This window comes from Pseudorhodoplanes sp., assembly GCF_046289595.1.
In the GTDB taxonomy this organism is placed as follows: Bacteria; Pseudomonadota; Alphaproteobacteria; order Rhizobiales; family Xanthobacteraceae; genus Pseudorhodoplanes.
Genome location: NZ_JBKBVB010000125.1, coordinates 1 through 11,699 on the forward strand (window position 1 = coordinate 1; position 11,699 = coordinate 11,699).

Genomic DNA, 11,699 nt, shown 5'->3' on the forward strand with positions numbered 1-11,699 from the left:
TCGAATAGCGGACATGGCCGACTGCGGACATGCCCGGCAGCCGGTCGATGACGTCGCGCTTGGAGAAATGGTCGCCGACGAGGCCCATTCGGCGTTCGGAATGGAAGCGATGACCGTCGAAGGACACGATGCCGGCGGCTTCCTGGCCGCGATGCTGAAGCGCATGCAGCCCGAGCGCGGTGATGGCGGCGGCATCCGGATGGCCGAAAATCCCGAACACGCCGCATTCCTCGCGCAGACGGTCGGCATTGAGGTCGAGATCGACGTCGTGATCGGGAAGGGAGGTGGCGCCGGTCTCGGAAGGAAGTGTCATCGCGCGTCCAAACCCTCATCGCCCGCTAGCGCGCGGGGGCGGCCCTCGTTTCGATCAGCTGACGCATATCGGTCCGCTCGGCCCGATCATAGCCTTCGCCGGAGTTGCGCCCCGGACCGGGAACCGTCGACTGGGAGCGTTGACCGGGCTGGTCCTCGCCTTCGCCGTCCTTCTGACGCTTCAGCCGCCTCAAGATGGTGCTTTCCGGGTCGTCCGGCAACATCGACTTCAGCCAATCTCCGGTTCCGGCCAGAACAACCCGTGATTTTGCATCGGTGACCCAAGTGGGCTGCTGCTTTTGCGGCACCAGCCAGTCGAAAAACAGATAGGCGACGACAACGATGATCAGGCCGCGGCCGAGCCCGAACAGGAAACCGAGGGTCCGGTCGAGCGCACCGATTCGGCTATCCAGGATCATGTCCGAGATCCGGACGGTGATGATCGAGACGATGAGCAGGGTGCCCAGAAACACGCCACCGATCACGGCGCCCGCCGCGACATACTGGTTGTTGAAGTAGCTTTCCGCGACCGGCATCAGCCGCTTGTAGAAATAAAGCGTGGCCACGGCCGCCGCGACCCAGGCCGCAATCGACAGGATTTCGCGCATAAAGCCGCGAATCATGGCGAGCAGCCCGGAGATCAGCATCACGGACAGTAAAATGATGTCGAGCAACGTGATCGGCATGGGCGCGGAATAATCGGGTCCGGGGGCGGGACGGGCGCGCCTGTATAGCCGCCCGTCCGCGCGTCGTCACCCGTCTTTCTGCCCGGATTGTGCCTTGAACCACAGTCGGGTTCGGGGCGACACAGACAATGGCGCGGTGTCCCTGGCTGGGTGGAGCGGGACGGGTTTCGCGGCCGGGTCTGTTCCGCCACAATGGCGCTCAAGGATCCGGGACGGAGACGATCATGATGGCTGGATGCTGCAGCCGATGGGCTGCGATCCTGGCGGCGCTGCTCCTTGCTATGCCGGTTTCGGCGGCGGCACAGGACAGCCGTGCGCTTGCGCAGGCCTATAACCAGTCCGGACATGAGCTGTTTCGCAAGCTGTCCGCGGAGCCGGGCAATGTTGTCCTGTCGCCCTTGTCGATCGGGACCGCGATGGCGATGGTGCTCACCGGCGCGCGCGGCGAGACCGAGGCCGAAATGCGCAGGGTGTTGCGCCACAGCCTGTCCCGCCAGGCCATCGATGCCGCCAATGCCAAGTTTCTGGCCGCGCTGAGCGCCGCGGCGCCCGATGCTGCCGATGCGACGGCGCAGCTGCGCATCGCGAACGCGCTCATGCTGGTCAATCCGGCCGCAACGGTTGCGGACAGCTATCAAGACACCATCCGCACGATATACGGTGCCGAAATTTTCAAGAACGTCGATCTGGCGACCGTGAACGCCTTCGTGAAGGACAAGACCGAAGGCAAGATTCCGTCGATCATCGAAAGGCTCAGCCCGCAGGACTCCCATGTCCTGCTCAACGCGGTCTATTTCAAAGCGCCATGGGCGCGACCTTTCGCAAGGAATGCGACGCAGGAGCGTCCGTTTCATCTGACCCGGGCCGAAACAGCCGACGTGGCGGCCATGTGGCAGTCGGCGAGCTTTCCGGTGGAGAAAGCCGATGGCTACCGCGCGATCCGGCTGCCCTATGCGCGCGAGGGGCTGTCGATGATTGTGATATTGCCGGATGCGATCGACGGCATCGACACGGTGATGGCGGGTTTTGACGCCACCAAGTTCGAGAGACTGCTGAAGCGGCTCGCCGCGGCCGAGCCCCGTCCGCTGCAGCTCTCGCTTCCGAAATTCAAATTTGAATTTGCCGCCGATCTGATACCGCCCTTCACGGCGCTCGGCATGAGCAAGGTGTTCGATCCGTCGCAATCGGACCTCTCCGGACTGACCGGCCTGCCGCGCGAACAGGCGCAATCCTCCATCGACCAGATCGCGCATCGCGCGGTGATCGAGGTTGCGGAGGAGGGTACCGAAGCCGCCGCCGCGACCGCCGTGGTGGTGACGACCCGCGCCATGAAACCGGGCGCGCTGGAGCGGTTCGATGTGGACCGTCCGTTCGCCTTCGTCATCGCCGACGACAAGACCGGCGCCGTCCTGTTCATGGGGCGGGTCAGCGATCCGCGACGCTGAGAGCCGCCGCCACTCTAGCGTTTTCGAGCGAAGTGGGCACCGGTTCGCGTGAAGAAAACGCGCCAACGCAACAACTGAGAGTCTTTTCGCGATTCAAAGAAAAGCGAAAAGACTCTCGGCGGATGCGTTCGCGATCGATGATTGACCGGGCTCGCCGCCGCGCGGCACGCACAGCCTGTGCAAAGCCTGATCCATGCCGTATGGTTAAGCAAGTCTTAACGGGCGGGCTTCATGCGGCGGCAAACCTTTTGCGCAGGCCTTATCGCTTTGGCCTTGGTGGCGGCGTCGCATCTTGCGGTTCATTACGCCATCGGACCGGTTGCCCTTGCGGCGTCCCTTGAGGGCCGTCTGTTCCAGCCCGAGATGCGGCCAAGCGCCCGCGCCATCGCCCTGGCGGGCGTGTCAACTGGACTGAGCCGCTAGACTCACTGCCGATCACGCCTCGCGGCGCAACCGGTTGCGGTTGCCGGTTGCTGCGATGTCGGCAACCAGCGAAGCGAGATTGCCATGCGGGCTCAGCGTCAGTGCGGCGTCGGCGGGCGCCTCGGCACGGCCGGGATCGGGCAGGAAGGCGCGCTGGAAGCCAAGCTTCGCCGCTTCCTTCAGGCGCGCCGCTGTCTGTGCCACCGGCCGCAGCGCCCCCGACAGCGACACTTCGCCGAAATAGACTGCATCGGCCGGCAGCGGAGCGCCTGCGAGGGAGGATACGAGCGCAGCCGCAGCCGCGAGATCCGCCGCAGGCTCGTTTATACGCAGCCCGCCGGCCACATTGAGATAGACATCGTGGGTGCCGAGCCGCACTCCGCAATGGGCTTCCAGCACGGCGGTCACCATCGACAGGCGGCTCGGATCCCAGCCCACCACGGCTCGTCTCGGCGTGCCGAGCGCGGTCGGCGCGACCAGCGCCTGGATTTCAACCAGCACCGGGCGCGTGCCCTCGATGCCGGCGAACACTGCGGTGCCGGGCGAGCCGAGATCGCGCTCGGAGAGAAACAGCTCGGACGGATTCTGCACTTCGCGCAGGCCAAGACCGGTCATCTCGAAGACGCCGATCTCGTCGGTCGGGCCGAAGCGGTTCTTCACCGCGCGCAGGATACGGAATTGATGCGCGCCTTCGCCCTCGAACGACATCACCGCATCGACCATGTGTTCGACCACGCGGGGGCCTGCGATCTGCCCGTCCTTGGTGACATGGCCGACGAGGATCACGCAGGCGCCTGAACGTTTGGCAAAACGGATCAGCATCTGTGCCGAGGCGCGGACTTGCGTCACCGTGCCCGGCGCGGATTCCACGCTTGAAGTCCACATGGTCTGGATCGAGTCGATCACCACGAGGCGGGGCAGGTCGCCTTGCGAGAGCGTTGCGATGATGTCCTCGACCGAGGTTTCGGAGGCGAGTTCGACGGGGGCATCGGCCAGCGCGAGCCGCTCGGCGCGCAGCCGCACCTGTGCCACGGCTTCTTCGCCGGAGATATAGACCGCGCGCTGCTTTCTGCGGGCGAGCGCGGCGGCGACCTGCACCAGCAGTGTCGACTTGCCGATGCCGGGATCGCCGCCAACCAGGATCACCGAACCGCGCACCAGGCCGCCGCCGGTGACGCGATCGAATTCGCTGAGCGCGGTCGCGAGCCGTGGCGCTTCTTCGCTGCCGCCGGACAGCGTTTGCAGCGTGAAGGCGCGGCCGCGACCCGGCATTTTCGCCGCTCCGCCCTTGCCGACGGGCGCCTCGGCGCTCTCCTCGGCGAGCGTATTCCACTCGCCGCAGGACTCGCATTTGCCCTGCCAGCGCGAATAGGCCGCGCCGCAATTCTGGCAGACGAAGGAGAGGGCCTTGCGACTCATGATGTATATTGTGAGGCACTCGCCGTCGAAGGGCGAGGGGGAACGGCGCTATTCGCCCTTATAAATCCGCGCATAGCGCCGGCCGATGCTGGTCAGGACCTCATAGCCGATGGTGTCGAGCGCCTCCGCCATCGCGTCCACGTCGCGGCCTTCGCCGATCACGGTCACGAATTCGCCGCGCTTGACGCTGCCTGGCGGCAGATCGGTGATGTCGAGCGCGACCAGGTCCATCGAAATGCGGCCGACGATCGGGCAGGGCTTGCCGTTGACGAACAGGGTGCCGCCCGGCTTCTGGTCGCTGCCGCTTTGCGATCGGACAAAGCCGTCGGCATAGCCCATGGTGGCGATGGCAATGCGCGAGGGCCGCCGTGCGGTCCAGGTTGCGTCATAGCCGACGGTGTCGCCGAAGGCGATGTCGCGCACCAGCGCGATCCGCACCTTGAGATCGATCACCGGCTTCATCGGGTTCGGCTTGCCGGGCGTCGGGTTGATGCCGTAAAGCGCCGCGCCCGGGCGCACGATGTCGAGATGGGCGGACGATCCGAGAAAGATGCCGGAGGAATTGGCGATCGAAGCCGGCACGCCGCGAAACATCGCGCGCACGTTGCGGAAAGCCGCGATCTGTTCGGCATTGCGCGGATTCTCCGCGAATTGTGAGGCCACGAAATGGCTCATGATGAGCTCGATGCCGTGATGTTCGAGATCGATCCGCGCAGCGATCGCGGCGGCCTCCTCCACCGATATGCCGAGCCGGTTCATGCCGGTATCGACATGCAAGGCGAAGCCGCCGTCCCATTTCGCGGCGCCGACAAAGGCATCCCACTCGGCGAGCTCGGCGGTCGAGCCGATCACCGGCCGCAGATTGTGGTCGGCGAAAACCTGGCCGGTCCCCGGCGGCAGCCCGTTGAGGATATAGATCGTGACGTTGGGCGCGACCTTGCGCAGCCGCTTGCCTTCGGAGAGGTCGGCGACGAAGAAAGTGGTGCACCCGGTTTGCCGAAGCTGCGTCGCCACCTGTTCGAGACCAAGCCCATAACCGTTGGCCTTGACCACCGCCGCGCATTCGGCCGGCACCGCCGTTCTGCTCAGGGACTTGTAATTCGCCTCGATCGCCGAAAGGTCGATCGTCAGGACGCCGCCGGCTTCGTCGGCGGGTGGCCCGGACGCGAATTCGGATGAGGACAGGTCTGGCGCCGGAGACAGCATCGGGCTTTCTGCTGAAGATCGGGGAGTGCGAATATGTCTAAGCACGCAACCGGAAGCAAAACTAAGGCGGTCAGGGGATGCGCTCGGGCAGCCGGTCTTCCGGCGCCAGATCGCTGAAGCGGGTGACGCTGCCGTCGAATTGCAGCTGCACGGTCCCGGTCGGGCCGTGGCGCTGCTTGCCGATGATCACCTCGGCCTTTCCATGGACCGCCGCCATCTCGATTTGCCACTTGGTATATTCCTCGGTGCCCGGCCGCGGCTCCTTGTTCTGCAGGTAGTATTCCTCGCGGTAGACGAACAGCACGACGTCGGCGTCCTGTTCGATCGAGCCGGATTCGCGCAGGTCCGAGAGTTGCGGTCGCTTGTCGTCGCGGCTTTCGACCTGCCGCGACAGCTGCGAGAGCGCAATCACCGGCACGCTGAGCTCCTTGGCAAGCGCCTTCAGGCTGGTGGTGATTTCGGTGATTTCCTGGACGCGATTTTCCTGTCCACGCCGGCCCGAGCCCTGCAACAGCTGAATATAGTCGATCACGAGAAGGTCGAGGCCGCGCTGGCGCTTCAGCCGCCTTGCGCGTGCGGCGAGCTGGGCGATCGACAGGCCGCCGGTCTCATCGACGAAGAATTTCATGTTCTGCAACTCGAGCGAGACGTCGCGGATCAACTCGAAGTCCTGCTCGCTGATGCCGCCGCGGCGGATCGTGCTCGAGGGAATGCCGGTGCGCTCGGCGATGATACGGGTGGCGAGCTGCTCGGCGGACATTTCCAGCGAGAAGAAGCCGACGATGCCGCCATTGACCGTGGTGATGTGCCCGTCCGGGCGCACTTCGCCCTGCCAGGCCTTGGCGACATTATAGGCGATGTTGGTCGCAAGCGCGGTTTTGCCCATGCCGGGGCGGCCCGCGACGATGATCAGGTCGGAATGCTGCAGGCCGCCCATCTTGGAATCGAGGTCGTGCAGCCCGGTGGCGATGCCCGAGAGTTTGCCATCGCGCTGATAGGCCTTCGCGGCCATGTCGACGGCGGTGGTCAGCGCCTGCGAGAAGGCCTGGAAGCCGCCTTCGTAGCGGCCGCTTTCGGCGACTTCGTAGAGCCTGCGCTCGGCCTCCTCGATCTGCTTCGCAGGCTCGAAATCCACAGGGGCGTCATAGGCCTCGTTCACCATGTCCTCGCCGATCACGATCAGCGAGCGGCGCACCGAGAGGTCGTAGATGGTGCGGCCGTAATCCTGCGCATTGATCACGGTGGTGGCTTCGGCGGCAAGGCGCGCGAGATACTGGCTCACGGTGAGACCGCCGATATCGAGGTCGCCCGGCAGAAACGTCTTCAGCGTGACCGGGCTTGCGACCTTGCCGGCGCGAATGAGTTGCGAGGCGAGTTCGAAGATTTTCTGATGGATCGGCTCGAAGAAATGCTGCGACTCGAGGAAATCCGAAACGCGGTAATAGGCCTCGTTGTTAACGAGAATAGCGCCCAGCAAGGCCTGCTCGGCCTCGATATTGTGCGGGGCGACGCGGTAGTGCGGCGTCTGATCCGCAGCGAGCTTGCGCGCGGTCTGGTCCAGCGATGCCATCGGTCCAACGAACGGTTGTTATCAGTCAGTTTCTTAGGTCGCCAAAACGCGGCACGCCAACGCAACGCTACGCCGAACAAAGATGGTTTACGCGTCACCTCCGAGATTGCGACGAACCCCGACGGGAGTGCTGTAGCACCGCCGCCGCGATCCGTCTGCGGCAATCTTCGATGTCCCCACAACCCACGCAAATCCGCATCGAACGCTCTTGAACGTCCGCTTTCTTCTTGACGGAAGGAAGGCAATTCGCGCAGCGGCGCAAGCCCTCCACAGCGCGTTTATTCGCCGGTCATGCGCAGCGGCAGCGGGCTGCCGCGTTCCAGCCTGCGCAGCCGCTCCTCTTCGCGGGCGATATAGTCGCGGGTGACAGGGACTGCGTCGATGCGCTTGGCGAGCTGGATCTGGAAGACCATCAGTCCCTGGTGCCGGAACGCCATTTCGGAGGCGACGAGATAGAACTCCCACATCCGCACAAATCGGTCGTCGTAGAGCCTGCGGGCTTCCTCGGCATGGGCCAGGAAGCGCTCGCGCCAGGCTTTCAGCGTCTCGGCATAATGCAGCCGAAGGATCTCGATGTCGGCGACGATCAGGCCGGCGCGTTCGATCGCCGGCAGCACCTCCGACAGGGCAGGGATATAACCGCCGGGGAATATATACTTCTCGATCCAGGGATTGGTCGCGTTCGGCCCTTCGGAACGGCCGATCGAATGCAGCACCATCACGCCGTCGTCTGACAGAAGCTGCGCGCATTTGTTGAAAAATGTGCGGTAATGTCCGACCCCGACATGTTCGAACATCCCGACCGAGACAATCCGGTCGAAGCGCTCGGTAACGTCGCGATAATCCTGCAGCCGGAAGTCGACCCGGCCGGCCAATTGCCGCTCGGCGGCGCGGCCCCGCGCCAGCTTCAATTGCTCGTCCGACAGCGTGACGCCGGTGACGCGGGCGCCGAGATAGTCTGCGAGATAGAGCGCAAGGCCGCCCCAGCCCGATCCGATATCGAGAACGCGCTGGCCGTTCTTGACGACCAGCTTGGCCGCCAGATGCCGCTTCTTGGCGAGTTGCGCGTCGTCGAGTGACTGGCCCGGGCGCTCGAAATAGGCGCAGCTATATTGCCGGTCGGCATCCAGAAACAGCGAATAGAGCCTGCCGTCGAGGTCGTAATGGTGTGCAACATTGCGGCGGGCGCGCCGGCGGTGGTTGAACTGGTCAATCCGGCGGCGGCCGTAGCGCACAAGGGCCTGGGGACGCGCAAAATACGGGACGCTGTCATGCGGGGTCTGCGACATCAGCAGCGCAAGCAGGTCGGCGAGGGTGCCGGCATCCAGCACGAAGTCGCCTTTCATATAGGCCTCGCCAAGCCGCAATTCGGGATTGAGAAAGAGCCTCAGCAAGGCTCTGCGGCTGACGAAGCGGACGGCGACGGGTGTGCCGGTTCCGTCGCCAAATTCCAGTGGCTTTCCGTCTGCAATCGAAACGCGCAGATTGCCGCTGCGGATGAACCGTGTCAGACCAATCCGAAGCAACCGTTCCACGGCCGCCTCCATCCATCAGCCCGCCGTCCTTTCGACCGGCGACGCCCAAAATTTTTTTGATTAGACCAAAGTCTGGCCGGTGCCGCAATGCGGTGGTAACTGATCGAGGCGCAGTTGGTCGGTTTCGAAAATGAGCCACATTCGGCGTCTAATGGCCGGCGGTTGCCGGTTTGGGGTTGGTCTGTGCGGGTTGGATGGCGTGGCTCAGGTTTCGGCGCGCCGCGGGAGCACGGTTTTGCGGGATAGAGGAGCTGTTTGGAGAGGCGGGCTGGCCGGGCTGATCATGCTGACTGGCGCAGTCGTCGCGCTGGAGGCTGCGGCGCAGCCGCGTGGTGCGCCGCCCAGACCTTCTGCGCCTGGCGCGGGGCCGCCTACCGGCCACCAGAACGAGGCCATCGATCTCAACGAGGGCCGGTCCGCGGCGGAATTGTTCAAGTCCGGTTGCGCGGTCTGCCATCAGAGCGCGGCGGGGCTCGCCAAGGGACGCGGGGAACGGGAACTGACCGGATTTCTGCGCCAGCACTACAGCTCAAGCGTGCAGCATGCGGCGATGCTGGCTGGCTATGTGGCGTCCATCGGCCGCGGCGCGCCGTCCGCCCCGGCCGCACGGCAGGCGCCGGTCGAACGTCCGCCTGCTTCGGTCGGACGCAGGCCGGCGGACGACGATCAACGGCGACCTCAGGAAGCGGCCCGTCCTGCGGAGCGCGAGCCGGCGGCCAAACGCAAGCCCCCGGCGGCGACTCCCGGGCGTGCGACGCCAGCGCCCGCGACGCCCCCGACTGCTGCGGCCGCCGCGGCCGTCGCGGCGCCCGAACCGGCTCCCGAGCCTGAGATCGAGGCCAAGCCCGCCCAAGACGCGCCGGCGCCGGTCGAAACGAAGCCGCCGCCGCCAGAAATTCCGCTGTAAACCAGCCGGCCTAAACAAACGGGCATGCCCGGCGGGAGCGGGACATGCCCGGTCGGTGTCTGAACAATGATCGCAACAGCAGTGCTGCGTCAGGCCTTCTCGGCGGCGTCTTCAGTTTCGCCTGCGTCTTCGTCCTCGCGCCGGGCTTCGGGATCGAAGAAGGCCTGCGCGGCGGCGGCGGCTTCGCGCTCGTCCTGCGCCTCGCGGCTCACCGTGATGTCCTCGCCGCGCTTGACACGCTCGGCCTCGTCGGCGTTGCGGGCGACGATGATCGCGACATTGACCTCGACTTCGGGATGCAGCGCGATCTCGACCTTGTGCTGGCCGATCATCTTGATCGGCGCGTTCAGGGCGACCTGACTGCGCGAGATCGAGAAGCCGCCTTCGGTGACGAGATCGGCGATGTCGCGCGCCGATACCGAGCCGTAAAGCTGGCCGGATTCGGAAGCCTGGCGCAGCGCCACGAAGCTCTGGCCGTTGAGCTTGTCCGCGATCTTCTGGGCCTCCGAGCGATTTTCGAGATTCTTGGCCTCGAGCTCCTTGCGCATGGCCTCGAAGCGCTCCTTGTTTGACTTCGTGGCACGCAGCGCCTTGCCTTTCGGCAGCAGGAAATTACGGGCAAAACCGTCCTTCACGCGGACCGTCTCGCCCATCTGGCCGAGCTTTGCGACGCGTTCGAGCAGGATCACTTCCATATCGGTTACTCCTTGAGCTTTCTGTGTAGGTCGGATGTCTCAGGTTCAGGTGGTGGCCGGCGGCGTCGCCGCGGGGCCTTTGCGAAAATCGAAAATGCTGTCGGCAAGCCCGAGCATGGTCATGAAGAATACCGGCCACACCGCCGCCATCACCACGAAATAGGCGAGCCCGAGCACCAAGGGACGAATGCCGAGATTGCGCGTGATGTCGTGCAGCACGGCAAAACCAAGGATCGCATAGGCCATGATGAAGGCGCCGGACACGATGCCGCCGGCCATGCCAGGCAGCCCCGGCATGAACCACAGCGCGAGCGCAGCAGCGAACGCGGCCGGGGCAAATTTCGGAAAACGCAGCGCCGAGAGATCGGGCCATGGCCGCCGCAGCCGCCCCGACAGACCCGCGACGCGTCCGGCAACGTAAAGATTAAGCGCATAAGCGAAGGTGATCATCGCCGCGGTGGCGGGAGGAACGAAGCTTGCGATCAATTCGCCGACCCGCTTGACGTCCATCTTGGTGAAATCGGGCGCCGAGGCGCCGTATTCCTTGGCAACGCGTTCCAGCGCGAGCTTCAGCGCCGCCTGGAACTGGTCCTCGTCGATGCGCACGTTCCACATGACGACGATGACGATCGCCGCCGAAATGGCCACGCACCAGATCACCAGCCGTCCGACCGGATACCATTCGACATTGCCGTCCTCGTCGCCGCGCGCCAGCAGCGCCAGATAGCCGAGCCACCATCCGGGAAGCCCGGCGCCGACGAGATAGATCGGAATCCAGAGCGGCTCGCCGAAAGCGATGGCCAAGGCCAGTGCCGCCGCAACTGCGCCGAACAGCGCGGCCCAGTGCGTCCAGCCGATCGCAGCGATCATGATCGGCAGCGGCGCCAGCAGCACCAGCATCAGCGAGAGGGGCGAGCGCGTGGCCATGGTCGCCATCAGCAAAGCCGAGGCGGCACCCGCACCAAGTCCCATCAATGCCACTGGCATCATCACGAGCTGTCCCGCTTGTTCAGCGGTTAGAGGCGAGTCGCGCAGTCAGGCCGCGTGCTTGCCCCAACCATCGGCGTCCGGATCGTTCCGGACGCCGCGTTGTTCGGTCGTTCGACCTACTTGATCACGTAAGGCAGCAGGCCGAGGAAACGCGCGCGCTTGATCGCCTGGGCGAGCTCGCGCTGTTTCTTCGCCGACACCGCGGTAATGCGGCTCGGCACGATCTTGCCGCGTTCGGAGACGTACCGCTGCAGCAGCTTAACGTCCTTGTAGTCGATCTTCGGGGCGCCGGCGCCGGAAAACGGGCAGGTCTTGCGGCGCCGGAAGAAGGGGCGGCGGCCGCCGCCGGATGCTTGCATCGACATGATCAGTCCTCCGCTCCATCGCCCGACACATCTGCGTCGTCGCGCCCGCCGCGCTCATCGCGGTCGCGGTGAGGAGCAAGAGCGCAGGCGCCGCCAAAAACAACACCAAAACCACAGCACCCTTCTTTTCACGCCTCACACTCGGA

At 64.9% G+C, this 11,699-nt stretch carries 10 protein-coding genes and 1 pseudogene; 2 read left to right on the forward strand and 9 right to left on the reverse strand.

Annotated features, from left to right (window positions below):
* Positions 1-313: pseudogene (locus ACK41X_RS19625) on the reverse strand (amidophosphoribosyltransferase); the annotation flags it as partial.
* A gap of 25 nt (positions 314-338) precedes the next feature.
* On the reverse strand, positions 339-998 hold the full coding sequence (locus ACK41X_RS19630) for a CvpA family protein (protein WP_409726747.1): 660 nt from the start codon (positions 996-998) through the stop codon (positions 339-341).
* Between the two features lie 224 nt (positions 999-1,222).
* On the opposite strand from ACK41X_RS19630, the gene ACK41X_RS19635 reads away from it, so the two are divergent.
* Complete coding sequence (locus tag ACK41X_RS19635; protein ID WP_409726749.1) at positions 1,223-2,443, forward strand: serpin family protein; 1,221 nt, start codon at positions 1,223-1,225, stop codon at positions 2,441-2,443.
* Positions 2,444-2,878: 435 nt separating this feature from the next.
* Here ACK41X_RS19635 and radA read toward each other — a convergent pair whose 3' ends face one another.
* The 4 genes from radA to ACK41X_RS19655 form a co-directional block, all read right to left on the reverse strand.
* A complete protein-coding gene (gene radA / locus ACK41X_RS19640) occupies positions 2,879-4,285 on the reverse strand; it encodes a DNA repair protein RadA (RefSeq protein ID WP_409726751.1) in 1,407 nt (468 codons plus the stop codon).
* A 48-nt stretch (positions 4,286-4,333) separates the two neighbouring features.
* Positions 4,334-5,491 carry an alanine racemase gene (gene alr, locus ACK41X_RS19645; RefSeq protein ID WP_409726753.1) on the reverse strand — a complete coding sequence of 386 codons (1,158 nt, stop codon included), beginning with the start codon at positions 5,489-5,491 and terminating at the stop codon, positions 4,334-4,336.
* Positions 5,492-5,561: 70 nt separating this feature from the next.
* Positions 5,562-7,061 carry a replicative DNA helicase gene (locus ACK41X_RS19650; protein ID WP_409726755.1) on the reverse strand — a complete coding sequence of 500 codons (1,500 nt, stop codon included), beginning with the start codon at positions 7,059-7,061 and terminating at the stop codon, positions 5,562-5,564.
* A gap of 278 nt (positions 7,062-7,339) precedes the next feature.
* On the reverse strand, positions 7,340-8,596 hold the full coding sequence (locus ACK41X_RS19655) for a class I SAM-dependent methyltransferase (RefSeq protein WP_409726757.1): 1,257 nt from the start codon (positions 8,594-8,596) through the stop codon (positions 7,340-7,342).
* Positions 8,597-8,879: 283 nt separating this feature from the next.
* Between ACK41X_RS19655 and ACK41X_RS19660 the strand changes: the two genes are divergently transcribed.
* Positions 8,880-9,503 carry a hypothetical protein gene (locus ACK41X_RS19660; protein WP_409726759.1) on the forward strand — a complete coding sequence of 208 codons (624 nt, stop codon included), beginning with the start codon at positions 8,880-8,882 and terminating at the stop codon, positions 9,501-9,503.
* An 89-nt stretch (positions 9,504-9,592) separates the two neighbouring features.
* On the opposite strand, the gene rplI is transcribed toward ACK41X_RS19660, so the two are convergent.
* The 3 genes from rplI to rpsR form a co-directional block, all read right to left on the reverse strand.
* Positions 9,593-10,198 carry a 50S ribosomal protein L9 gene (rplI, locus tag ACK41X_RS19665; RefSeq protein WP_409726761.1) on the reverse strand — a complete coding sequence of 202 codons (606 nt, stop codon included), beginning with the start codon at positions 10,196-10,198 and terminating at the stop codon, positions 9,593-9,595.
* A 45-nt stretch (positions 10,199-10,243) separates the two neighbouring features.
* Positions 10,244-11,188, reverse strand: coding sequence for a DUF2232 domain-containing protein (locus tag ACK41X_RS19670; protein WP_409726763.1), 945 nt, complete (start codon positions 11,186-11,188; stop codon positions 10,244-10,246).
* Positions 11,189-11,304: 116 nt separating this feature from the next.
* A complete protein-coding gene (rpsR, locus tag ACK41X_RS19675; protein ID WP_409726765.1) occupies positions 11,305-11,553 on the reverse strand; it encodes a 30S ribosomal protein S18 in 249 nt (82 codons plus the stop codon).
* Positions 11,554-11,699 lie beyond the last annotated feature (146 nt).

Bases quoted from the DNA above. Each gene is read 5' to 3' on its own strand.
- ACK41X_RS19630 (WP_409726747.1), bottom strand. From the start codon at position 998: ATGCCGATCACGTTGCTCGACATCATTTTACTGTCCGTGATGCTGATC.
- ACK41X_RS19635 (WP_409726749.1), top strand. From the start codon at position 1,223: ATGATGGCTGGATGCTGCAGCCGATGGGCTGCGATCCTGGCGGCGCTG.
- radA (WP_409726751.1), bottom strand. From the start codon at position 4,285: ATGAGTCGCAAGGCCCTCTCCTTCGTCTGCCAGAATTGCGGCGCGGCC.
- alr (WP_409726753.1), bottom strand. From the start codon at position 5,491: ATGCTGTCTCCGGCGCCAGACCTGTCCTCATCCGAATTCGCGTCCGGG.
- ACK41X_RS19650 (WP_409726755.1), bottom strand. From the start codon at position 7,061: ATGGCATCGCTGGACCAGACCGCGCGCAAGCTCGCTGCGGATCAGACG.
- ACK41X_RS19660 (WP_409726759.1), top strand. From the start codon at position 8,880: ATGCTGACTGGCGCAGTCGTCGCGCTGGAGGCTGCGGCGCAGCCGCGT.
- rplI (WP_409726761.1), bottom strand. From the start codon at position 10,198: ATGGAAGTGATCCTGCTCGAACGCGTCGCAAAGCTCGGCCAGATGGGC.
- ACK41X_RS19670 (WP_409726763.1), bottom strand. From the start codon at position 11,188: ATGATGCCAGTGGCATTGATGGGACTTGGTGCGGGTGCCGCCTCGGCT.
- rpsR (WP_409726765.1), bottom strand. From the start codon at position 11,553: ATGTCGATGCAAGCATCCGGCGGCGGCCGCCGCCCCTTCTTCCGGCGC.